20 protein-coding genes and 4 tRNA genes are annotated in these 24613 nt (G+C 42.3%); 13 read left to right on the forward strand and 11 right to left on the reverse strand.

Going from position 1 to position 24613, the window contains the following annotated elements:
• A partial coding sequence (locus tag ACEO2X_RS05950) for a transposase (protein ID WP_180006011.1) occupies window positions 1-116 on the forward strand: 116 nt, incomplete at its 5' end.
• A 67-nt stretch (window positions 117-183) separates the two neighbouring features.
• Here the strand turns inward: ACEO2X_RS05950 and ACEO2X_RS05955 are convergent.
• Window positions 184-1443, reverse strand: coding sequence for a GGDEF domain-containing protein (locus ACEO2X_RS05955; protein ID WP_096902183.1), 1260 nt, complete (start codon window positions 1441-1443; stop codon window positions 184-186).
• 197 nt (window positions 1444-1640) lie between these two features.
• Between ACEO2X_RS05955 and pyrC the strand changes: the two genes are divergently transcribed.
• The 8 genes from pyrC to ACEO2X_RS05995 all read left to right on the forward strand — a co-directional run bounded on the left by pyrC (window position 1641) and on the right by ACEO2X_RS05995 (window position 6046).
• Window positions 1641-2675 carry a dihydroorotase gene (gene pyrC, locus ACEO2X_RS05960; RefSeq protein ID WP_004972678.1) on the forward strand — a complete coding sequence of 345 codons (1035 nt, stop codon included), beginning with the start codon at window positions 1641-1643 and terminating at the stop codon, window positions 2673-2675.
• A complete protein-coding gene (gene rnt, locus ACEO2X_RS05965) occupies window positions 2660-3322 on the forward strand; it encodes a ribonuclease T (RefSeq protein ID WP_096902181.1) in 663 nt (220 codons plus the stop codon). Before pyrC ends, rnt begins: the two co-directional genes overlap by 16 nt.
• A gap of 215 nt (window positions 3323-3537) precedes the next feature.
• On the forward strand, window positions 3538-3696 hold the full coding sequence (locus ACEO2X_RS05970) for a hypothetical protein (protein ID WP_004972674.1): 159 nt from the start codon (window positions 3538-3540) through the stop codon (window positions 3694-3696).
• A 149-nt stretch (window positions 3697-3845) separates the two neighbouring features.
• Window positions 3846-3921, forward strand: a tRNA-Glu gene (locus ACEO2X_RS05975).
• 110 nt (window positions 3922-4031) lie between these two features.
• Entirely contained in the window at window positions 4032-5450 is a 1419-nt protein-coding gene (locus tag ACEO2X_RS05980; RefSeq protein ID WP_371971224.1) for an amino acid permease, read from the forward strand.
• Window positions 5451-5738: 288 nt separating this feature from the next.
• Window positions 5739-5814, forward strand: a tRNA-Glu gene (locus ACEO2X_RS05985).
• A 25-nt stretch (window positions 5815-5839) separates the two neighbouring features.
• Window positions 5840-5915, forward strand: a tRNA-Glu gene (locus ACEO2X_RS05990).
• A 55-nt stretch (window positions 5916-5970) separates the two neighbouring features.
• A tRNA-Glu gene (locus tag ACEO2X_RS05995) sits at window positions 5971-6046 on the forward strand.
• A 156-nt stretch (window positions 6047-6202) separates the two neighbouring features.
• Here the strand turns inward: ACEO2X_RS05995 and ACEO2X_RS06000 are convergent.
• The 6 genes from ACEO2X_RS06000 to ACEO2X_RS06025 all read right to left on the reverse strand — a co-directional run bounded on the left by ACEO2X_RS06000 (window position 6203) and on the right by ACEO2X_RS06025 (window position 16494).
• Entirely contained in the window at window positions 6203-7447 is a 1245-nt protein-coding gene (locus ACEO2X_RS06000; protein ID WP_004972669.1) for an NADH:flavin oxidoreductase/NADH oxidase family protein, read from the reverse strand.
• 142 nt (window positions 7448-7589) lie between these two features.
• Window positions 7590-9188, reverse strand: a complete 1599-nt coding sequence (locus tag ACEO2X_RS06005) for an ABC transporter ATP-binding protein (RefSeq protein ID WP_371971247.1) — start codon at window positions 9186-9188, stop codon at window positions 7590-7592.
• Window positions 9166-10176, reverse strand: a complete 1011-nt coding sequence (locus tag ACEO2X_RS06010) for an ABC transporter permease (RefSeq protein WP_178319206.1) — start codon at window positions 10174-10176, stop codon at window positions 9166-9168. The genes ACEO2X_RS06005 and ACEO2X_RS06010 overlap by 23 nt, the downstream gene beginning before the upstream one ends.
• Entirely contained in the window at window positions 10176-11246 is a 1071-nt protein-coding gene (locus tag ACEO2X_RS06015; RefSeq protein ID WP_371971226.1) for a microcin C ABC transporter permease YejB, read from the reverse strand. The genes ACEO2X_RS06010 and ACEO2X_RS06015 overlap by 1 nt, the downstream gene beginning before the upstream one ends.
• A 64-nt stretch (window positions 11247-11310) precedes the next feature.
• A complete protein-coding gene (locus ACEO2X_RS06020) occupies window positions 11311-13158 on the reverse strand; it encodes an extracellular solute-binding protein (protein ID WP_004972660.1) in 1848 nt (615 codons plus the stop codon).
• 66 nt (window positions 13159-13224) lie between these two features.
• Complete coding sequence (locus tag ACEO2X_RS06025; protein ID WP_371971228.1) at window positions 13225-16494, reverse strand: LysM peptidoglycan-binding domain-containing protein; 3270 nt, start codon at window positions 16492-16494, stop codon at window positions 13225-13227.
• Between the two features lie 212 nt (window positions 16495-16706).
• On the opposite strand from ACEO2X_RS06025, the gene dnaQ reads away from it, so the two are divergent.
• The 3 genes from dnaQ (at window position 16707) to nudC (ending at window position 20796) form a co-directional block, all read left to right on the forward strand.
• The gene (dnaQ, locus tag ACEO2X_RS06030) at window positions 16707-18251 is read left to right on the forward strand and encodes a DNA polymerase III subunit epsilon (protein ID WP_371971229.1); all 1545 of its coding nucleotides are present in this window, start codon (window positions 16707-16709) and stop codon (window positions 18249-18251) included.
• A 128-nt stretch (window positions 18252-18379) separates the two neighbouring features.
• Window positions 18380-20023 (forward strand): chemotaxis protein, encoded by a 1644-nt coding sequence (locus ACEO2X_RS06035; RefSeq protein WP_096902171.1) that lies wholly within the window; start codon window positions 18380-18382, stop codon window positions 20021-20023.
• On the forward strand, window positions 20023-20796 hold the full coding sequence (nudC, locus tag ACEO2X_RS06040; protein WP_096902169.1) for an NAD(+) diphosphatase: 774 nt from the start codon (window positions 20023-20025) through the stop codon (window positions 20794-20796). The genes ACEO2X_RS06035 and nudC overlap by 1 nt, the downstream gene beginning before the upstream one ends.
• 94 nt (window positions 20797-20890) lie before the next feature.
• On the opposite strand, the gene ACEO2X_RS06045 is transcribed toward nudC, so the two are convergent.
• From ACEO2X_RS06045 to ACEO2X_RS06055, 3 genes are all read right to left on the reverse strand, one after another.
• Window positions 20891-21778 carry an alpha/beta hydrolase gene (locus ACEO2X_RS06045; protein ID WP_180112749.1) on the reverse strand — a complete coding sequence of 296 codons (888 nt, stop codon included), beginning with the start codon at window positions 21776-21778 and terminating at the stop codon, window positions 20891-20893.
• Window positions 21768-22445: a BON domain-containing protein gene (locus ACEO2X_RS06050; protein WP_136143977.1), complete on the reverse strand. Its 678-nt coding sequence runs from the start codon at window positions 22443-22445 to the stop codon at window positions 21768-21770. Before ACEO2X_RS06050 ends, ACEO2X_RS06045 begins: the two co-directional genes overlap by 11 nt.
• Before the next feature lie 110 nt (window positions 22446-22555).
• The gene (locus tag ACEO2X_RS06055) at window positions 22556-22984 is read right to left on the reverse strand and encodes a YraN family protein (protein ID WP_004972647.1); all 429 of its coding nucleotides are present in this window, start codon (window positions 22982-22984) and stop codon (window positions 22556-22558) included.
• Window positions 22985-23187: 203 nt separating this feature from the next.
• Here ACEO2X_RS06055 and rsmI point away from each other — a divergent pair, with 203 nt between their 5' ends.
• The gene (rsmI, locus tag ACEO2X_RS06060; RefSeq protein ID WP_131261744.1) at window positions 23188-24030 is read left to right on the forward strand and encodes a 16S rRNA (cytidine(1402)-2'-O)-methyltransferase; all 843 of its coding nucleotides are present in this window, start codon (window positions 23188-23190) and stop codon (window positions 24028-24030) included.
• Between the two features lie 191 nt (window positions 24031-24221).
• Here the strand turns inward: rsmI and ACEO2X_RS06065 are convergent, their stop codons facing one another.
• Window positions 24222-24470: a hypothetical protein gene (locus ACEO2X_RS06065; RefSeq protein ID WP_004972644.1), complete on the reverse strand. Its 249-nt coding sequence runs from the start codon at window positions 24468-24470 to the stop codon at window positions 24222-24224.
• Window positions 24471-24613: the final 143 nt, after the last annotated feature.

Raw genomic sequence — 24613 nt, forward strand, 5'->3', positions numbered from 1 at the left:
ACTTGAGAGGGAATTATACAAAACCTGTTTTATGGTCAAGATCATATTTTGCAGGGTCTTGTGGTGGTGCGCCTTTGGAAATAATCAAACAATATATTCAGAATCAACAAGGTTGAAATTTGTGAAACTCACCTCCACCCTGACTGACGGGTGGAGTCCTCTTTCACTTGGAGATAGAAAAATTTACAGCACTTCTTCCACCTGCAAAGTGTGGTAATAAATTTGATTACGTCCCAACTGTTTCGCACGGTACAAGGCTTGGTCTGCACGTTGTAAGAAATCGCTTTTAAAAATGTCCGCCTCACCTTTATAGACGGTAAAGCCCAAACTGATGGTGACATTACTGTCAACCAAAGATTGACTATGTGGAATCGCTAAACGCTCAACCGCTTTAAAAATATTGGAAGCCACAGCATACGCACCATGCGCATCGGTTTCTGGCAATAACACCACAAATTCTTCACCACCATAACGCGCAACAAAATCCATGTGACGAATTGAGTCTTTAATGGATTTGGCAATCGCTGAAATGACTTCATCTCCCTTTTGATGCCCATAATGATCGTTATATTTTTTAAAAAAATCGACATCGATAAAGAGTAAAGACAATGGCACTTCATCATGCCGTGCCTGTTCGAAATAGCTGTCCAGCATTTCATCAAAAGTACGTCTGTTGGATACTTTAGTCAGCGCGTCATGCTGACTTAAATGCAACAATTCTTCAGCATGAATACGGTTAATTTTTTCACTAAGTCGGGCTTGGTGCATGACCAAAAAAATCATCCGCTCACGGGTACACAGCATTTTACTGATTAAAAAACCCACTACCGTACTGCCAACCAACACCCGCCCCATCACCATCACATCAATTGGAATATACAAGGTTAATAGCATAATCATGGCAACCACAGCCGCCATTAACCCAGTCAGCAGCATGTGAAACGGCTTCACCCCCGTCAGTACAAAACCCATAATATAAATCATGCTGATGATCATCATGGCTTGGTGTCTAAACACTTCGGTATGCACCGTCATGGTCAGCCAGGTCATCGACACAATGGCCCAAAAAATCATAGCCATGGCGGCATAGGCATAATACGGGCGCAAAATTTTATAATGGGCAAAAAAGAACAGGGTCAGTAAGCAAAACGCGCCATTGACCAAGCCTAGTAAAGAGTGGATAAAATCGTGTTTAAAAAAATTACGATCAATAATCCAATAATCCCCAGTAATCATCAGCACGGTGATAATAAAGTAGATGAGTACGCCCGACCAAAAATATTGGTTAATGTTGTGCCGAGCTTGTTCAAGATGCTGTTGCCAAAACTCAACTTCCAGTTGTTTCGGAAAAACCTGCCCCGCACGTTTACGTTGACGTTTAATCAACTCTTCATTTTTTTCTTTGTCGTACTGTAGCTTGGCTAACTTATATTTGTATTCCATGGATGCTTTAAATTCCATTTAATCACGATTGTTGCACAGCAAAACTGTAACAACCTGAATATAATTTTTTTAGTGGTTTAAAAATAACACAATGTCGAAACAATTAATTCAGGCATTTCTATTTTTTATGGCTTTCGACGTTACCATTTTAACATTTATAGATTATCATCTGTTTTATTTTTCAGACTGGCAGCGCCTTGAATACGATTACTCTTATCCAGCCAGATGACTGGCATGCTCATTTACGTGATGGTTTAGCACTACAACGTACTGTTCCCGATCTTGCCAAGCAATTTTCACGCGCAATTTGTATGCCTAACCTTGTTCCACCAGTAAAAACGGTAGAAGAAGCGGAAGCGTATCGTGAACGCATCATGGCACACGTCCCTGAAGGTGTAAATTTTGATCCGCGTATGGTGTTGTATTTTACCGATCAAACCTCTCCCGAAGAAGTCAAGAAAATTAAAGCCTCTGCGCATGTGAATGCCATTAAACTTTACCCTGCTGGCGCGACCACCAATTCAGACAATGGGGTGAGCGACATTCGTAAAGTATATGCGGTGATTGAGCAACTTGAAGAACAACAAGTGCCATTATTACTGCACGGCGAAGTCACGCACAATCATGTCGATATTTTTGACCGTGAAAAACGTTTCTTAGATGAAGTGCTTTCACCATTATTACAACAATTTCCAAACTTAAAATTGGTGCTTGAACACATTACGACCTCTGAAGCAGCGCAATTTGTTTTAGAACAAGGCCGTAATGTCGCAGCAACCATTACCCCACAACATTTATTATTTAACCGTAATGATATGTTAGTAGGTGGCGTAAAACCGCATTTCTATTGTTTGCCTATTTTAAAGCGTCAAACCCATCAACAAACCTTATTAGAAGTCGCAACTAGCGGAAATCCTAAATTTTTCTTAGGGACAGATAGCGCACCGCACTCAAAAAATGCCAAAGAAAATGCATGTGGCTGTGCAGGCTGCTATAGTGCGCCTACGGCAATTGAGCTTTATGCACAAGCTTTTGATCAAGTTGGACGTATTGACCGCTTAGAAGGCTTTGCAAGCTTCTTTGGTGCAGATTTTTATGGTTTGCCGCGTAATACCAACACCATTACTTTGGTGAAAGAAGAGCAAATCATTCCAACCAGTTTAGACTACTTGGATGGTGAACAAATTATTCCGTTATATGCGGGTAAAACCATTCAATGGAGAAAAGTGTGACAGATACAACTTTGCCCGTGATGGGGCAACGTTTTCGTGGTTTTTTGCCTGTGGTGGTCGATGTGGAAACCGCAGGCTTTAATGCCCAAACCGATGCTTTGTTGGAAATTGCTGCCATTCCAATTATTTATGATGCGGATGGCAAATTTGTACCAGGTGAAGCGTATCATGCGCATATCAACCCGTTTGAAGGGGCAAATTTAGACCGTCGTTCGTTGGACTTTATTGGGATTGATCCTTTCAACCCTATGCGTATGGCTATGGCTGAAGATGAAAAAACCGCATTAAAACGGATTTTCAAATCAGTCAATGAAGTGCGTCGCCAACAGAATTGTACCCATGCCATTTTGGTCGGTCACAATGCGCATTTCGATTTAGGCTTTGTACAAGCAGCCATTGCCCGCACAGGCACGAAAAACCAAAACCCATTCCACAGCTTTTCAGTGTTTGATACAGTGACTTTAAGTGCGGTGATGTTTGGTCAAACGGTGCTGGCAAAATCATGCATTCAGGCAGGTATTGAGTTTGATGGCAAAGAAGCTCATTCAGCTTTATACGATACGCAAAAAACTGCAGAGCTGTTTTGTTTTATTCTAAATAAACTTGCGCCGCACATGGTAGAGAACTTACTCAACACAGATCAATAATACGATTTGTACTCGAACATTGAGATGTTTACAGGATGACAGACTGCGTTTGTCGTCCTGTTTTCTTTTTAGTGTTGTGGTTTTGATTCGTGCTTTTCAACCACAAGACTGAGCATCAAAATGATTTTTACTGCGAATCAGCTTTTATGCATGCAGTCTTTTGAGCTGGCTTTGGTTATAATGGCAATATTCCAATTTGTGTTATTGATTCTGCCATGTTGAAAAAAATTGTCTTGGTTTTGGTCATTCTCGCGCCTTCTGCGTTGTATCTTTATATTGTGAATCGTGAGCCTGCTCAACCTAAACCAAGCACTCAACCCGCAGCCACACAAACAACAACCACTGAAAAGCAATATCAAACCCCTGATCATTAAAATGATGCACCGTATTCAAATTTACATGCACTGATTTATTTTTAAAGATGTATTATTTTTTAAGCAAATAACAAATAGTGCGGCAGTTTTTTTAGATTCAGGTTTGACACTGTCGCTAAAAATTCATAATATACGCATCACCTCGCAACGTCCCTATCGTCTAGAGGCCTAGGACATCGCCCTTTCACGGCGGTAACCGGGGTTCGAATCCCCGTAGGGACGCCATTTATCGTGCTATACGATCATTTCTAATCCAAATTTATTATTTCAAGATTGCAGATTTGTAGTTTTTCTCTACAATACTTCGCTTCATTTCATTTTTTCTCCTATCACTTATGCCGTCATCGAATCATCAAAATGATGCTGTGCATCAAGGCAATACTATGCCTTTAAAACGTGCGATGAGCACTCGACATTTGGTTATGATTTCACTGGGCGGTGCTATTGGCACAGGTCTATTTTTAGGCTCAGGTGAAGTCATTGCACAAACAGGCCCCGTTGGCGCCATCATCGCTTATATTTTTGGTGGTTTAATTGCCTATATGGTGATGCTGTGTTTGGGCGAGCTTGCCGTACACATGCCTGTTTCAGGTTCATTTGGGGCATACGCCAAACAATATATTGGACCTGGCACGGGCTATACCATCACTTGGTTATATTGGCTCACGTGGTCGGTCACTTTAGGCACAGAATTTACCGCCGCTGCGTTGCTAATGCAGGAATGGTTCCCGCATATTTCCATGTGGATTTGGACACTGATTTTTGGTGGCGTTGTATTTGGTTTGAATATGATTTCCACGCGCTTGTTTGCAGAATCTGAGTTTTGGCTATCTTTGGTCAAAGTCGTGACTGTCATTGCCTTTATCGTTTTGGGTTTAATGGCAATTTTAGGTGCTGTGTCTTATCAAGGTTATACCTCTGCACCTTTATTTAGCAATTTAACCGCACAAGGTTGGTTTCCTGAAGGGCTATTCCCTATTTTTGCCACCATGTTAATTGTTAATTTCGCCTTTTCAGGTACAGAGTTGATTGGTGTTGCCGCAGGTGAAACCAAAGACCCTGCCAAAAACGTGCCTAAAGCAATCAATACCGCAATTTTCCGTCTGTTGATTTTCTTTGTAGGTACCATTGTGGTGATTAGTGCCTTGCTACCACATCAGGCTGCAGGTTTGGCTGCAGAAGGTGTAAGCAGCAGTCCTTTTGTAACGGTGTTTAATCAGATTGGTATTCCTTATGCGGAAGATATTATTCGTTTTGTGATTATCACAGCGTTACTCTCTGCAGCGAACTCAGGTTTATTTGCAGCTTCACGAATGATGTGGTCGCTCTCACACCAAAAGCAATTACCACAGATTTTTTCTAAGGTGAATGCGCGTGGTATTCCTTATATTGCAGTCATGGTCACCATGCTCGGTGCAATGCCAGGTTTATTGTCTGAACAATTTGCGCCTGAAACCATCTTTAAAAACCTCTTGGGTGTGGCTGCATTTACCATGGTCGTGGTCTGGATGAGCATTTGTTTAAGCCAGTTTAACTTCCGTCGCCAATGGTATAAACAAGGTAAAACCGTGCAGGACTTAGGTTTTGCTGCACCGCTATTTCCAATAGTGCCTATTTTAGGTTTTGTGTTCTGTTTTATTACTTGCTTAAGTATGGTGTTTGACCCTGAAATGCTGGCAGGTTTTATTGGCTGTATGATTTTTATTGTGTTGTGCTATCTCTGTTATTACATGATTTATCACAAAAAATCATAATGCTTTTTTAGCGATGATGTAAAATAATAGGGGCGATCTTCGGATTGCCTTGTTTTTTGAGTTGTGTTGATTAGCAATGAATACTGCAAAATACAAAGAAAATCATGCTGCTCTAATAAATGTGTCCATTTAAAAATAACTTGAAAAGCATGATTTTTACCGCTTCAAACGTATCACGACAGCAGAATAGTTTTAATTTTATTCAGTTGAACATTTTTTTCAGAATTATTGCAGAAAAGCGTTTGACACCCCCCCTTATACGCCCTATTATACGCCCACCTCTGAAACGTCCCTATCGTCTAGAGGCCTAGGACATCGCCCTTTCACGGCGGTAACCGGGGTTCGAATCCCCGTAGGGACGCCAATTTCAGAAGTAGATATTTTTTTAAGTCCCTATCGTCTAGAGGCCTAGGACATCGCCCTTTCACGGCGGTAACCGGGGTTCGAATCCCCGTAGGGACGCCATATTCTCAACAACTGCATTGGTTGTTACATGGTTTAAAAATATAAACTTCTATTTGTCCCTATCGTCTAGAGGCCTAGGACATCGCCCTTTCACGGCGGTAACCGGGGTTCGAATCCCCGTAGGGACGCCATATTCAAGATGTTTACATCTCCACAAAAAGCCCAATCAATATGACTTGGGCTTTTTGCTATCTAACGCATTAGTTTTATATTTCAATCTGTGCGGACTGATTCAAAAACCATAGTTTAAGCTTTGAATCCGTCCACTGAGGTTTGAAAAATACGAATCAAGCTGATTTACGTGAGTTGACCTGTCCTTTAATCACCGCAGTTAAATTGCCTTTTAAATATTTGAAAAAGACTTTTAAAGGCGAGAGTTTCGGGTTTGGACGCTTGCCTTGTGCAATTGCTTTGAACTGCGCGGCATACCAAATAATTTCCATAATTGCCATTTTATCAATCATCGGGATACCAGTTTTAATTTTATCGACCCCGTAACGTACATCTTGACCCGCCAACAAACGGTTGGCTAAATCGGTTTCTACCGCAAATGGTCGGGCGATCCCAATAAAGTCACATGCACCACTGTCCAAAGCAGCATTCATGGCAACTACCGTTCTAAAACCACCTGTCACCATTAAGTGGCATTTCACCTGACTGCGAATCAATTCCGCAAAAGATAAAAAATAGGCTTCACGGGCAATGGTACTTGGTTTACGTTTATCAGCTTTAGAGCCTGCCATCGCGGGTGCTTCATAAGTACCACCTGAAATTTCAATCATATCTATACCTGCTTCATCCATGGCTTTAAACACGCTAATCACTTCTTCTTCAGTGATGCCGCCACGTTGAAAATCTGCAGAGTTTAGTTTGACTGATACAATAAAATTGTCTGAGGTCGCTGCACGTACCGCTTGATAAATTTGCATCAAAAAGCGCATACGGTTTTCAATATTGCCGCCCCATTGGTCTTGGCGTTTATTGGTCAGTGGCGATAAAAACTGGCTGATCAAATAGCCATGCGCACCATGCAGTTGAATCCCTTCAAAGCCCGCTTGCTCACAAATCTGTGCAGCTTTGGCAAAACGCTGAATAATATCGAGGATTTCATCTTCATGTAGTTCACGTGGTGTACCAAAACTCAAAGCTAAACTTGGACTAAAAGGCACAGCCGAAGGTGCAACCGTTTCTTTATTCAAACCTTTCGGACATTGCCGCCCAGGATGTGACAACTGTACCAATTGCACCATGCCATAACGTTTACCAACTTCTGCCCACTGTTTGAGCTTTTCTATATCTCGGTCTGATTCAATTCCCACAACACCCGGTTCATTTTTGGCACGTAAATCGACCATTACGTTGCCAGTGATGGCACAGCCCAAACCACCTTTTGCCCATGCTTCATATAGACCTAAATGCAGGCTATTCGGCTGCCCTGCCGTGTTGGCAAGCGCCTCACTCATCGCGCCTTTAATGATGCGATTTTTAAACATGGTATTACGAATCTGAATTGTTTCGGCAAGATGGCTCATACACTGTTCCGTATTGTGTTTTATTGGTCTTTTTTACTCTAAAGATTTTTCGGAACAGGTCAATGCCATTTTGACAAATCTTATTGTCAAAATGGTAAAACAAGTCAGCCAGCCGAAATAGCTGTTTAAAAATATTGAAGGTTTAATACTCACTGGCAGCAATCAATTGACGGGTATATTCTGTTTGCGGATGGCTAAATAACTGTACAGTATCTTGAAATTCCATGACTTTCGCTTGATGCAGCACCAACACTTTTTGACACAGTGCTTTCACCACTTGCAAATCGTGGCTAATAAACAAATAGCTCATCTGTTCTTGCTGCTGCAAACGGCGTAACAGCTGCACGACAGCACGTTGCGTGGTACGGTCTAAGGCAGAAGTCGGCTCATCCATAATTAACAGTTTAGGACGCAGCACCAACGCGCGTGCTAATGCAATCCGTTGACGTTGCCCACCCGACAATTCATGCGGATAGCGTTGTTTAAAACTCACAGGCAATTCCACTTTGCTTAAAGCTTCATCAATGCGCTGGATGATTTCAGGCTTGGACAATTGTTGCAATGCCAAACCCTCACCAATGGTTTGCTCCACATTTAAACGTGGATTTAAGCTGCTAAACGGGTCTTGAAATACAATTTGAAACTGCTGACGTAAGGGACGCAATTGGCGTTCATTCAGTTGATTCAGATCTTGCCCAAGTAGTTCAATTTTTCCCTCACTTTCAATCAATCGTGCAATTGCAAGTGCCAATGAACTTTTACCCGAACCACTTTCACCGACAATACCAATAGATTGACCTTGCGGAAGTTGCAAGCTTAACGGCTCAACCGCAACCACATAATCTTTAACCCGATTCAGCAAGCCTTGTTTAATCGGGAATTTCACAGCAACCTGCTCCAACTCCAAAATGGTCGGCAACTCATCAACCTGCAAAGCTTCACCAAAATCATGATTCAACAAGTTTTGAGTATAGGCTTGCTGCGGTCTATTAAAAATATCTGCCACACTGCCCTGTTCTTCGACCCGCCCCTGATTCATTACAATTACCCGATCTGCATAGTGTTTGACTAAATTCAAATCGTGGCTGATCAAAATCATGGCCATATTACGACGCACTTGCAGGCTTTTTAATAAATCCAAAATCTGCGCCTGCAAAGTCACATCTAAAGCCGTAGTTGGTTCATCAGCAATTAAAATGTCGGGATCGAGTGCCAACGCCATTGCGATCATCACTCGCTGACGTTGCCCCCCAGATAATTCATGTGGATAACGCTTTAGTTTTTCTTCAGGCTGTGGAATGCCGACATCTGCAAGTAATTGCAGCACCCGGGCACGCGTTTTTTCTTTGCTCCAACCTTGGAGTAATAAACTTTCACCAATAATTTTTTCCACTCGATGCAACGGATTTAAAGCCGTCATTGGTTCCTGAAAAATCATGGCAATTTTTTGACCACGAACTTGTCGCAATTGTTGCGGTTTAAGGCGAAGTAAATCTTGTTCTGCAAAGACTGCCTGACCTTGCACCTGTAAATGTTCGGGCAATAAACCCAGCAATGCCAAACTACTAATAGATTTTCCAGAACCACTTTCACCAACCAAAGCAATGGTTTCGCCTGCATGCAGCTCAAAGTTTAAATCGTGCAATAAAACCTGTTGCTGCTGAATACGCAGATGACTGACTGTTAGCAATACTGCAGGCTGTGACGCATTTGAAGGTTTAACGTCTTGGATCGAATGCATCACGGGTCGCTTCTCCAATATAAATCAACAAGGACAGCACAATCGCTAAGGTAAAAAAGCCTGACAACGCTAACCACGGTGCATTTAAATTATTTTTGCCTTGTAACAGCAACTCACCTAAAGATGCTGCATCGGGCGGTAAGCCATAACCTAAAAAATCCAGTGCAGTTAAAGCTGTAATATTGGCGGTTAGCATAAATGGCAACTGCGACAAACTCGAACTCATGGCATTGGGTAAAATATGCCGAAACATAATGGTACGATCGGTTACGCCTAAACTTCGCGCTGCACGGACATAGTCAAAATTTCGGGCGCGTAAAAATTCTGCTCGAACCAAGCCGACCAGTGTCGTCCAGCCAAATAACAGCATAATCACAAATAGCCAATACACACTTGGGGTAAACATGCTGACCAAAATCATCACCATGAACAGCATCGGTAAACCGCCCCACACCTCTAAAACGCGCTGACCAATTAAATCGACCCAGCCGCCATAGTAGCCCTGAATTGCCCCGACCAAAATGCCCAAAGCTGCCGATGCAAAAGTCAATGCAAAGCCAAATAACAGCGATACACGCAAGCCATATAAAATTCGCGCCAACACATCGCGCCCTTGGTCATCTGTACCTAGCCAATTTTGTGCAGTTGGTGCAGAAGGTACAGGAACGGCCAAATCTAAATTCGGGGTCTGGTAAGAAAACTCAATGAGCGGCCAAACTGCCCATCCTCGGTCTGCAATCAGTTGTTGCACCACTGGGTCTTTATAATCTGCTTCGGTTTCAAATACACCGCCAAAGGTCGTTTCAGGATAAGCCTTGAACACTGGCAGATATAAAGATTGCTCATATTTGACCAATAACGGTTTATCATTGGCAATCAGTTCTGCCGCCAAAGACAACACAAAAATAATGATAAAGACAATGAAACAACCAAAACCCAATTTATTCTGTTTAAAACGCTGCACACGCGCCTGCATGATCGGTGACATTATTTTGCCCCTCGCGATTCAAAACTAATACGTGGGTCAATCACCTGATATAACACATCGCTGATTAAGCGTAGAATTAAGCCCAATAAGGTAAAAATAAACAAAGTACCAAAAATTACAGGATAATCACGCTGTACAATCGCCTCAAAACCAAGCAGGCCTAATCCATCTAAATTAAAAATAATTTCGATGAATAAATTCCCAACAAAGAAAATACTCACCAACGCTTCGGGTAAACCTGCAATCACAATCAGCATGGCATTACGAAACACATGCCCATATAACACACGCGATTCAGTAAGACCTTTAGAACGTGCCGCCAACACATATTGTTTGTTTAATTCTTCCATAAATGAATATTTGGTCAGATAGGTCAGCCCTGCAAAACCACCAATCACCATCGCCAATAAAGGCAAAGTCATGTGCCAAAAATAATCGGTGATTTTTCCCCACAGACTCAATTGAGCAAAGTTTTCAGACACCAAACCCTGTAAAGGAAACCACTGAAAATATGAACCGCCTGCAAAAAATACAATCAGTAAAATAGCAAAGGCAAACGCAGGAATGGCATAACCGACTGCCAACAAAATAGAAGTGGCTTTATCAAACAACAAGCCATGCTGACGGGCTTTTTTAATGCCTAAAGGAATAGAAATTAAATAAATCAGCAAGGTGCTCCATAAACCTAAAGATAGCGATACAGGTAATTTTTCCCATAACAATTGGGTCACAGGTTTATCTTTAAAAAAGCTGGTGCCAAAATCGAACTGCACATAGCTGGTGAGCATTTGCCAAAAGCGTTCATGTGCAGGTTTATCGAATCCATATTGCGCTTCGATTTTTGCGACCATTTCATCACTTAAACCTTTAGCACCTTGATAATTGCTGCTATTGGAGGTTGCAGCAGTTTCACCGCCTGTCGCCCCCATGCCCTGAAAGGCTTCGGCTTGCTGAATCGCCTGTTCGACTGGACCGCCCGGTGCAATTTGAATCACCACAAAGTTAATCAATAAAATGAAAAACAAGGTTGGAATAATCAGGAGCAATCTTTTGAGTATGTATGTGCCCATGTACTTACCTTTTGGCAATGTTCTGGTTTATCGCAAACACTGTCATGCTTGAGTTTTAAAATCGTTATTGTTGACGTAAATAATGTGCAACTTTCTTGGCTTGGGCAGCATCACTCCACCAATAATCAATTCCTGCCGATAGTTTAGGTTTGATGGCGGGCTGACGATACATATTCCAATAGGCATACCAGTTTTCACCTTTGCCATAGGTTGGAATTTGATAATACCCCGCACGCAATAAACGATCCAAAACTTTGGTACGCACAATCAATTGTTCACGATTAGGCGCACGAATCAACTGTTGTACCACTTCATCAATTACTGGGTTTTTAATGCCTGCGTAATTATAGTTTCCTGGTTGATCTGCGGCAGCACTACTCCAAAGCTGTGCTTGCTCATTGCCTGGACTTAAAGATTGCGGCATGACACTGGTGGTCATATCAAAATCGGCACGGCGCATGCGTTCAATATATTGCGGCACATCGACATGCCGAATATTTACCGTAACGCCCAGACGTTTCATATTGCGCACAAAAGGCACTAATGTGCGTTGCAAACCATCCTGATGAATTAAAAATTCAATTTGAATGGCTTTGCCTTTGGCATCGACCAATTTACCTTGCTGAAAACGATAACCCGCTTTCAAAAGCAATTCACGGGCTTTAAGCAAGCCGTTACGGTTAAAGCCACTGGCATCAGTCACAGGATACTGCCAATTTTGCAATACGCCTTGGCGTTGAATAGGATGCAGCTTGGCCAAATAGGGTTTTAAAACAGACAATTCTGCGGCTGAAGGTGTGCCTTTGGCTTCTAATTCACTGTTAGAAAAATAACTTTGCAAACGGCGATATTGCCCATAAAACAAGGCTTTGTTTTGCCATTCAAAATCATAAGCGTAGGTTAAAGCCTGCCTAAAACGAATATCCTGAAACGCATGTCTGCGGGTATTAAAAACAAAACTTTGGGTCGGAATTGGGTTTTGGTGCTGAAATTTATGCTTGACCACCATGCCCGCATTCACAGCAGGAAAACGATATTCAGTGACCCATTTTCGTGCGGTATATTCTTCATGCAACGTGTATTGCCCCGACTTAAACCCTTCGAAGGCAATATCCAGATTGCGATAATAAACATACTTCAGGCGGTCAAAATTATAGCGCCCTTTATTTACGGGTAAATCTTTGCCCCAATAATTTGGATTACGCTTATAAGTAATGCTGCGCCCTGCATCAATCCGCTCAATAAGATACGGCCCTGAACCTAAAATCGGTTCTAGTGTGATGCGGGTAAAGTCACGCTTTTGCCAGTCTTTTTTAGAATAGATTGGCATTTGCGACAAAATCAGCGGCATTTCTGCATTGTTAGTGGATTTAAAACTGACTTTAACCTGATGCTTAGACAAGACCGTGGTTTTATCTAAATCGGATAAATACATTTGCAAACCTGGATTAGACTTGGTCTGAAAAGCATCAAAACTGAATTTCACATCATCTGCTGTAACTGGGCTGCCATCACTAAATTTAGCTTTAGGATTTAAATGAAAAATGACAAATGCAGTTTGCTTGGGGTCATAGCTGACTTTTTCTGCCAATAAGGGATACATCACCCCCGGCTCATCTAAAGAACTGCTCATGAGTGAATCGAATATAAAACTCACCCCATCGGTTGAGCTGCCCTTGCCATTCATGTCATTTAAATTATCAAAAGTGCCATTACTGGCACGAATTAAATCGCCACCTTTGGGCGCTTGCGGGTTGGCATAAGGCATAGCCGAGCGCCCCACATACTGAGGCTGGCTATGTACGGCAATATAGGGCGTGGTTTGTAACGCAGCCCATCCAAACTGCGGCAAGACCACACAACCTAAAATACAGCCCAGATATTGGTGTGTCTTTTTTATGGCAAATGACATGCACACAGCTCCTTGTGCAGTATTCCTGAGGATGCCGTCAAAACATGACATCCTCAGGATTAAACTTTACAGATTCGGGACTTTAATCACATCGCCAATACGCAATTGAGTATTTGGCTGCATATCATTTAAATCTGCCAATGCTTTGGTGTCGATGCCATAACGACTGGATAAGCCAATCAGCGTATCCCCACGTTTCACTTTATATTCAGTTACGGTTTTGGGAACTTGAATATTTTGTCCAATGCGTAAACCTGAACGTGGCGTTAAGTTATTTAAACTCGCCAATTCTGCAACCGACACACCCACACGGCTGGCAATCGAATTTAAAGACTCACCACTTTTAACGGTATAAGTTTCGGTGGCTTTACTACTGCTGCTTTTCGCAGCACTTACGACCTCTGTTTTTACTTCATTTTTTGCAGCGCTGGCATCGACTTTTAAGCGTTGTCCAATGCGGACATTGGCAGTACGTGAAAGATCATTCAGCTCTGCCAAATAATTCAATTGCAATTTATATTGGCGCGCAATACTGCTTAAAGTTTCCCCTGCTTTGACCACGTGAATATCATTGGTGGTTTCAGCCACCGCTTCAACTTGGGCTTTTTTCTCAGGAACATCCCCCGTGAGTTTAAGAATTTGTCCTGCTCTTAAACCACTGTTACGGCTTAGATTGTTTAAGTCTGCAATATAGTCTTGGCTGAGATTATATTTTGTCGAAATCGCCGATAAGGTATCGCCACGTTGTACCGTATAACGCTCAGGCACATTGACACCTGCAGGCACTTTGAGGATTTGACCAATGCGCACACCGCTTTGCGTGCTTATATTATTTAAACTGGCGAGCTCTGCCAAAGAAATTTTGGCTTGGTTGGCAATGCTCGATAAAGTATCACCACGCTGTACTTGGTAGTTTTCAGTCGGATAGTTTGGCTCTGCTGCTTTTGTTTCTGACTTACTGGCTTCAGCTTTGCTCGCTTCCGTTTTTTGTGCAGTCACTTCATTTACAGGCACATTAATGCGTTGCCCAACCAATAAGCTACTGTTCGCGTTTAAACCTGGAGTTAAATCAGCCAATTCCTGATTTGACAAGGCATAACGGTCTGCAATCAGTTTTAAGTATTCGCCACGCTTCACTACGTAAGTTTTGGTTGCGATTTTTGCAGCCTGTTCTGCGGCTTTTTTGTCGGCTTCTGCTTTGGCTTTAGATGCAGCCGTTTCTTTTAAACTTAGACGCTGCCCTACAAATAAGCCACTGGTGGTGCTTAAGTTATTAAAATCTGCCAATTGTTTTACAGTTAAACCAAACTGACTGGCGACACCTGTTAAGGTATCATTGGCTTGCACCACGTATTGCTCAGGCATGGTTTTTGGCTTAGCAGGCTCTGCCTGTACTTGTGGCTTGGCGTCGTATAAATAAATACTGGTGCCCACATACAAAGTTGCATCTGGAGCAATTTGGTTCCACTTGGCAATATCACGCCAGTTCAAGCCATTTTTCATAGCAATACTGGCCAAGGTGTCCCCCGCTAACACGGTGTACGTGGTACGTTTGCCTTTTGGTGGTACGACCACCACTTCAGACTCCGTACGCACATAATTCTTACCTTGGTTACGCTTTGCTTCTTCTGAATCTAGGCGCGTATTTTCTGCCACACTTTTCGGGTAAGCAAAACCTTTGGTTAATTCTTTACCTTGCTGCTCTGCAACAGACAGACTGGTCTGAATAGCGGTCAGCTTAATTTTGCCATCGTATGGATCAACAATTTCAGTGCCTTGAGGCGCAATTTGTTTTAACTCAGCCACAAGTTGTTCTTGTTCTGCTTTAGAAGCCACAGGCTGCAACACTTCTTCTACAGTTTTATTGCTACCTTCTGCCTGCACTGCTGCAAGAATTTGCTCACGCTCAGTATTGGAAATTGGTGGTTCAATCCGCACAGGCTGAATATTGGCAGCAGGTGTAACAGCAACAGGAATACGCGGCGCACTTGGAATATCGCTACCCGCAGCAAATGCTGCCAAAGCGTCCGAACCTTGTGGGGTACGTGACAAACGTGTAGGCGTAGTCGTTGCTGGTTTTGAAACACTGGCTGTAGTCGATGCCGTGCTTGGTGTAGTGGTAGTTGTGACTGCCGTAGAGGCAGCAGGCTTGCCTGTAGTCGTTCTGGTTGTTGTACTAGTCGTTAACGCAGGTGGCTCAGATTTAGATGGTGTAATGGTCACACCAGAAGATGAAAACGATGGTGTGTTGCTGCTATTGCTTGCCCATAAACCGCCACCACCTTGTAGTTTTTTCAATCGTGCATCGACTGTTGGGCTTAAATCTGCAGGAATCAAAATACGCATTGGACTTTGGGTGTCAATCCGATCCCCACGATGTCCAGGGTTAAGCGAATACAGTTCGGCACGGCTGAGACCGGTAATATTGGCCACATCATTTAAATTCACCGCGCCCACATTAATTTCACGGAAGTGTGGACGGTTGGCAATTGGGGGTAAAGACACGCCATAAGCATGCGGGCTTTTAATAATTTGTGCTACCGCCAAGAAACGCGGCACATAGTTCATGGTTTCTTGCGGCAGTTTTAAAGACCAATAATCGGTTGGTAAACCTGCAGCTTTATTGCGGTTAATGGCTTGTTGAATACGACCCGGGCCTGCGTTATAAGCCGCCAATGCCAATTCCCAAGAACCAAACTGATTATACAAACTGCCCAAAAACTCATAGGCAGCACGAGTCGACTCCACGACATCTCGGCGACCGTCGTACATCGAAGTTTGTTTTAAGCCGTAAATACGCCCTGTACTTGGAATGAACTGCCATAAACCTGCGGCAGCTGCGCTACTGGTTGCTGCAGGGTCATAGGAACTTTCAATCACAGGTAACAACGCCAATTCAGTTGGCATACCACGACGTTCAGCTTCTTTAACCGTGTGATACAAATAACGTGACGCACGCGCACTTAAACGATCCAAATACGGTTGACGTGAAATAAACCAGCCTCGCTGCGCTTCAATACGTGGGTTCCAATGGTTTAAATCCATTTTGAAACCAACGGTCATACGCTTCCAGACATCACCGTGTTTTAAAATTAATAAACGGTCACCTTCTACCGCGCGCATATCGGTTGCAGAGAGTAAATCTTCCAGACCATCTAAAGTACTGGCATCTAAATAACCCGAACCGACCTGACTTGAAGTGAGTGGCTTGCTCGCACCCTGCGTCGAGCTACAGCCCGTCATCAAGCCAAGGGCAGCCAATGCTGAACCTAAAACTGTAATTTTTAAAAATGAAGGTAAAGTCGGCTGCCACATGCGCGTGGTTGGTTTATACATAAAAAAATCCAAACAACTCGTATATAAATTATTTTTTAGACTTGCCATTGTAGTAGAGCTAGACAACGACACAAGGCATTAATTTAGCGCGTTTCGTCTATAAATGTTACAAGAAATTAAAAAATAGACAGGATTTACACGTCTAAACCGAATTTGCGATATACAATAGCTTTTCATTTTGATTTATTTTGCACAACCTGCGGATCTGATTTATGTCTCAAACAATCACTTTATATGTTGATGGTGCTTGTCGTGGTAATCCTGGCTTGGGTGGCTGGGGTGCGTATATTGTTACTGAACAAGAAGAACATAAATTATATGGTGGCGAAGCTCAAACCACCAATAACCGTATGGAATTGACTGCAGCGATTGAAGGCATTTTATTTTGCCCAATGGATGCCAAGCTGATTATTTGGACTGACTCCAATTACGTCAAACAAGGCATTACCGAGTGGATTCACGGTTGGAAAAAGAAAAACTGGAAAGATGTCAAAAACCCTGACCTTTGGCAAAAATTAGATGCGGTCTGTCAAGGTCGTGAAATTGAATGGCACTGGATTAAAGGTCACGCAGGACATGCAGGTAATGAAATGGCAGATCAACTCGCCAATGTGGGTGCAGATCAAGTCAGCAAAATGTTAAAAACCGCAGACTCAAACCCAACCCTCAATGCAACCTTAATCACATCGGCAGTAGACATAGCAGAACATGATAAAAAAAAAGCGGAATCTGACTGGTTGCTCGATGACCCGTTTGGTTTTGACTTGATCGAAGAAGATGTAGAAATTGAAACAAGTACGCTGCATCGTCCTGTAGAAATCGACGTACACAACAATCATCAGGTCAAGGTCGATCTTGAAATAATGCAGACGCCAACCACACGCCTAGCCACAGAAACAGAAACAGAAACAGAAACAGAAACAGAAACAGAAACAGAAACAGAAACAGAAACAGAAACAACAATTGAAACTGCAATCAATGCCGTTGAAGCCGATACAGCAGCAGTAAATGATCTTTCCAATCATCCACACATTGTGATTACCCCTGCCACGCTAAGCTTACATGGTCCACGCCAATTGATTCTAGATACTGAAACCACAGGTTTTTACTATCAAGATGGTGACCGAATTATTGAAGTCGGTGCGCTGGAAATGATTAACCGTAAACTCACGGGCAGTTCCATCCACATTTATATTCAGCCTGAAAAACTGGTCGGTGAATCAGAAAACATTCACGGTATTTCAGATGAGTTCTTAAAAGACAAACCCAAGTTTGCCGAAATTGCCGATGTGCTGTATCAATATCTTAAAGGTGCAGAAATTATTGCGCATAACGCCACCTTCGATATGAACTTCTTAGATATGGAGTTCAGTCGTGCGGGGTTGGGCAATTTGTCCGAAGTATGCGAAGTGACCGACTCACTGCTCATGGCAAAAAGTAAGCATCCTGGGCAAAAAAACTCACTCGATGCGCTCGTCAGACGCTATGAAATTCCTGCGCGTGACCGTACGTTCCACGGCGCATTACTAGATGCTGAAATTCTAGCCGATGTTTACTTGGCAATGACTGGCGGACAAGTCGCCTTTGATATGGATGCTCTGTCTGCAAGCGAAGAACAGCAACGTCAAAGTGATCGTTTAAGCATTGATATTGATCTTGCTGTGATTCTGCCATCAGAAGAAGAATTGGCTGCACATGAGAATTGGGTCAAACAATTTGAAGAAAAACACGGTAAACCTTGCTTTTTTGCCAAATAAAATCTACGAGTTTTGTAATTTTATGTATTTAAAGATTTGCCAGTTCAGTTATAGTTAAAGCAAATAGGACTTTGTGTATTTTGCAAAGAACCAACAAACAGATAAAACACTAGGAAAGGTGCAGATCCATGTCTTACCAAACCTCTATACATTTTGATCCAACTGCCTTACTGATAATAAAAAATGAGGTTGATAATTCTATCAAACTGGTTGAATCCGCAGTAAGCACCTTAGCAGAAGATCAAACTTTGCCTTTTGGGATTGATGATGCACTGAATCAGTTTGAACAGTGTGCTCAGGTTTTAGCCTTAATTGATATGGAAAGCTTGGCAAAAATTGCGCAATACTCAGCAGAGCTGATGCGTAAAATTATGGGGAATCCAAGCAATATCAACACGCTGGAAGTCATTGCACTTAGCGAAGGCACCACCATGCTCAAGCGTTATATTGAGTTTATTTGCCTACGTGAAGTTAAAATTCCACAATTCCTACTCGACACTTTAAACCGTTTAGAATTGGCATTGGGTAAACCATTGACTCAGGAAGGTCAGCATATTGAAACTTTATTGGACTGCATCACTCCAAGTTTCCAATTGCCGCAAGTGCCTTCTTTAGAAAAGTCGGCTTATGTGCATCGCTTATATAAACTGTCATTACATAAGCTGCTCAAGCAAGAAGAATCTGCCATGGATCTTCAAGCGATTAAACTGGTAGGAACGTATTTGGCAGGTTTGGCAGAACAACATCCGAGTCAGCAATATTGGGGCTTAGTACACGTTGCCTTTAACCATATTGATAACTTGTTGTTGAATGAGCCACGTTTGCGTACTTTTATTAGTATTGAGCACAATATGCGTCAATACTTTGCTACGCCAGAAAGCTTTACCGCCAGCTTGTCTGATCTTGCGAATGTGTTGAGCCTGTGTATTAGTCAAGAAGATGAAATTTCTCAACATATTCGCAGTCAAATGAATATTGGTGAAGACTTACTCACCGACATGCAGCTCCAAGTATTCAGCCGTCATTTATATGGTCCAGATTTTGACACCATGCATACCATTAGCGATTTGGTCACCACAGAAATGACACAAATTCGCAATGATATTGAATACAACTATCAAAACATGAGTCCTGAAAAAACGCTGGAATTACAAGGCAAATTAACAGAGTTAGCAAACTTGTTTAAAGTCTTGAACTTAAATGAAGCGCATTTGGACTTACAACGCCAAGCTGAATCATTAAGCCGTCCTGAATTACTCAAAGATGAAAACTTTGCCCAGCAATTAATGAACGTGATTTTATCGGCCATGAACTCAATCGGTGTGCTTGAACGTCACCACACCTCTAGCCGTTTGCAGTTACGTGTAAATAACATGAACATTTCGCTAGATCGTTTAGATGAAGCACACGAAGCCTTGCTGACTGAAACCAAGTTACTGATTGACTTAATCACGCAAACACTGACACAGCACCTACAAACTCAAAGTGTTGCAGATTTAGAGCATACTTCAGCGCAAATTCGTGAAGTTGCAGGGGCAATGTTGTTCTTGAATGCTGAAAGTGGTCAAAAAGCACTGAAAGTATCTGCAGATTTTGTGCATGCACAAGTCGAAGCAGGACAAAACTTAACTGCTGAACAAGTCAACAATATCTTAGATACGCTTGCCAGTGCAGACATGCTGATTGACAATTTAAAGAACAAACAACCTGTTCTACAAAGCATGTTTAAGGTAGCATTGGACAGTAGTGAAAAATTGAAAACTGTAGCCTAATGACTGAACTCTCACTTGCATATATTTTTCAGCAACAACAACTTTTGGTCGATGAAAACTTCCAATTACCACGTGTGGAAAAGTTGGCAAGTGATTTAAGTTTTAGCTCGGGTGATCAAGTGATTGCCCGAGATCTGCTTGAAGATGAATCCATTCCTGAAGGCTTTCAACTGGTGCCTATCCGACAACTTTTACAAGTCTGGAACACCCAACAGTTTGAACAAGCCAGCCGTGCTATTCAGTTACTCGAATGGCGTCGCAACCACAAATTCTGCAGCCATTGCGGTCATAAAACCGAAGTCCATGCGACTCAATATGCCATGGTCTGCCCAGCTTGTGGCTATCACCAATATCCGCGCGTAAATCCATGTGTCATTACCGTGATTACTCGTGGTGAAGATGAAGTCTTATTGGCGCGTAATGCACGCAATAAACTGCCCATTTACGGTTTAATCGCAGGCTTTGTTGAAGTGGGTGAAACACTCGAAGAAGCAGTACGTCGTGAAACTTTTGAAGAAGTTGGCGTACAACTTAAAAATATTCAGTATCTTGCCAGCCAGCCGTGGCCTTTTCCAAGTAACTTAATGATCGCCTTTAAAGCTGAATATGCAGGCGGTGAAATTCAGTTACAGGAAGAAGAAATTCGTGATGCACAGTTCTTTAAGTTTGATCAACTGCCTGATATTCCATTTAAAGGCAGTATCGCCCATGCCATGATTATGCATGTGACCCAAGGCACGCCTGTGGCAGATGACACCAAAGCTTGGCTATAAGTCTAATTCGCAATCTTGCATTTAAAAAACCGTTGCACCCCATAAGCTGCAACGGTTTTTTTAATTACCATTTTCCACAGAAGATCAATCAACATCACGCATCTTTAAGTGCCTGATCTAAAGCACGCATAATTTGGCGTTTGGTCGCAAAGAAACGACTAAACAAACTCGACACCGATGCCATAACACTGACATGCCCTGTTTTTGGAATGACAATAATTTCACTATGATTGCCATATTTCTTTAATACGTGGTCGAAGTCTGTGGCATTACTTGCCCCCACAATTTGATCTTTTTCTGCCACCAATAAATAGTGTTTGACTGAATTCGGCTCCACAAAATAATACGGCATCACATCCTGATACGGCACCTCTTGATCAAAGGCATCGGCACATAGCGGATCATCCTTATAATCAAAATGATAAGGCCCTGCCAAACCAATAATCGCACGAATGTGATCTTTACAGCTTAAAGCATAGGGCTGGGGATGGTACAACAAGGACATCACATTAAATGCCCCAGCCGAATGTCCCATCAATACCACCTGTGCCGTAGAAATACCCAGTTTGTGTTGCTGCTGAGTCAAGTAATTCAGTGCAAGAGTTAAATCATCAATATAGGTGGGAAAAATATGCTGTGGCGCGAGTTGATAGTTCATCACCGCAACATCAAAGCCTTCTTTTGCAAAAGCTTCGCCCACAAAACGATAATCCTGCTTATCGCCACGTGACCATGCCCCACCATGCACAAACACCATGAGTGGACACTGCGGGCGTGGTGTTATGGTGCGGTACAAATCCAAACGATGCCGTGCGCGTAAACCATAAGCAATATTGCTTTGAACGGTATAACCCTGACGTGGCGTTAAACGGTTCAGCGCATAGCTGCCCAAATCATACAGGCGAAATTCTTCATAAATACGTTTCGCCTGTTCTAAAGTTTTATTCAGTTGTTTAAACCAGTGTTCCACATTATTGAACATGTGTCGGTTCAACCTGATCTGGGTCAATCGCGACTGGCGTTTGTGTTTCTGGAGCAACCATTGGGCTGACAAAGTTCGCATTGTTGCTCGGTTGTAGCTCAATATTATCAATCAGGGTAATAATTTTAGTGACATTGCCCACTTGTTGTAGCACTTGGTTTAAATCCTGCAATTCTGCATTGTTTAAACGTCCCATCACATACAACACACCATCTTCGGTATGAACACGCACTTTGCTGTCTGACACCACAGGTGCTTTCATAATCAAACCACGGGTATTTGCAGTAACCGTGGTGTCCTGCATAATGGTGCTATAGCTGATTTGATTACCCACTGTAATATAATTGTGGATGGTTTTTACATCACTCATGGCACGCACATTGTCTTCTGCCAACTGTTTTAAATGCGCGTCAGGCACTTGCCCTGTCAACAACACATTGCCATGAAAACTTTCTATATTGACACGTGATTGTTTAAAACGTGAATCCAGTTTATATAAATTAATTTTTGCAGTACGTTCAATAGAGTTATCTATAAACACTTGCCCAAGTGAGCGTGCACCACTTTCTGTACCCACTGGCGCAGTGCCTGTGCCACTTGAAATAAAACTTGCACAACCCGATAAACTTGCTACACACAGCAAGGTCACTGCAATACGCTTGAACACTCAGCAAGACTCCTATTATTTTCTTTCAATTCTGGCTTGTGCTGTGCATTTCATCCTTAGATTTGCACGATCAACAATACACCGACTGATGCTTTTGCTTTAAATTTCACTCAAAGATTAATCAAGTCTGCATCAAAAGTAAAAGCATTTTCAATCCATTGCAAATCATACGGGAATTTGGAAAAGTCTTGCTGTACTGTTTTTGCAAATTGCTGAGAAAAATCAAAGCAAATCACATCAAAACGACAATAATATTCTGAATAGTGTGGATATTCTGTTAAAAACTGCATGGCGGTTTTCATAATTTTACGCTGCTTAGATGCAGACACCACTTCGTAGGCTTTGCCATAGCCAGTTTGCGAACGCGCTTTAACTTCTACAAAAATCAGTTGTTCTGCTTGAATAAAAATACCATCTATTTCACCAAAAACACTGTGATAATTCTGCTCCAGCATACGCCAACCGTGTTGATGTAAATATTGCCAAGCCGTCTGCTCTGCCCATGTGCCGATACTTTGCTGCAGTGTTTTTTGATTCATGCTATATCCAATTTTTTATTTTGTTATGGTGCGCAATCGTAGTATTCGCTGAAGTGCGATGACGCGAGTTTCACACGTCAGACTGCAATTCAGGTAGAATAAGCGCTTGGTCTGTAACTTGTATCAAACGCAAGCCAATACTGCTGTTGTTTCGTGTTCCATCATTTTTATTTTAGTTTGCTATTTCCCACGGAGAAAACTCAATGAGTGCCCAGTTATTTGTTGTTGCTACCCCAATTGGTCACTTAGATGATATGAGCTACCGTGCAATTGATGTGCTCAAATCGGTCAGCCTAATTGCCGCTGAAGATACCCGCACCTCTGCACAATTAATGAAACATTTTAATATTTCAACTCCGCTTACAGCCTGCCATGAACACAACGAAAGCAACAAGATTGATATTTTAGTCCAAAAATTACTCAATGGCGAAGACATAGCGCTCATTAGCGATGCAGGTACACCACTGATTAGCGACCCAGGTTTTAAACTGGTTCGTGCAGCACAAGCCAATGGTATTCGTGTGATTCCTGTGCCGGGTGCATGTGCAGCCATTGCAGCGCTCAGTGCGGTTGGCTTACCAAGTGATCGCTTTAGTTTTCAGGGATTTCTCGCTTCTAAACAGTCACAGCGATTACAACAACTTGAAAAGCTAAAAGATGAAACCCAAACCCTGATTTTTTATGAAGCACCACATCGAATTTTAGATTCAGTCAAAGATATGGCTGCCGTGTTTGGTGCAGATCGCCCTGTTGGCTTTGCCCGTGAAATCACCAAAACCTTTGAAACCATTAAAAAAATGACTTTAGGTGAATTGGCTGAATTTATCGCAGCAGATCATCATCAACAAAAAGGTGAAATTGTATTGGTGGTGGGGGGAGCGAGCGAAGAAAAAGACATGGAACAAGAAAAATTAGATCAATTATTGCAGCGTTTGTTGCAAGATTTATCGGTAAAAGCAGCATCACAATTGGCGGCTGATCTAACAGGGATTAAAAAGAAAATTGCCTATCAACGTGCGTTGGAATTAAGCCAAGCAGCTGAATAAGCCGATTGAGCAATAACAGTGATGACGATCATCGCGCATAAAAAAAGCATCACCCTTTATACAAGGTGATGCTTTTTTATCTTGAAGTGATAAACATTAGAGCAGCCTGCATAGTAAGCATCCCGCCCTAACTCACTCAACAGTTCAATGAATAAATTCAATCAACAAGTTCAGCAAGCACGTTCAACAGATTAGTCGCGCGCAGACTCATCTGGTGGCACTTCGGTAATTTTTCCGCCACGCGCCAAGAATGCAGCCACTTCATCTTCCAATGCCTGACGCTGTTTTAGTTTGGCAGTTACAGTGAGAGTTTCTGCTTCTGCAAGATCACCATCTACAGCACCTTCTTCTGATTCTGCTGCACCTTTTTCAGCCGCTTTCGCTTCATCTTCGTCTACAGTTGAATCTTCTACATCATCGTAATCGTTCATGTCCGTCATCTTAATCTCCCCACAAATGACTTCAATTTAGTCCAAGTGAAAACTGGTTATGAATTACGATGAAATTTAGCAATCTCTTGGCCTTTCGCATAGAGTCTAGATTAAAAAAAACGTATCTTTTTTAACCAAATTCGTAATCAGGT

Source organism: Acinetobacter sp. AL9 (assembly GCF_041464035.1).
In the GTDB taxonomy this organism is placed as follows: domain Bacteria; phylum Pseudomonadota; class Gammaproteobacteria; order Pseudomonadales; family Moraxellaceae; genus Acinetobacter; species Acinetobacter towneri.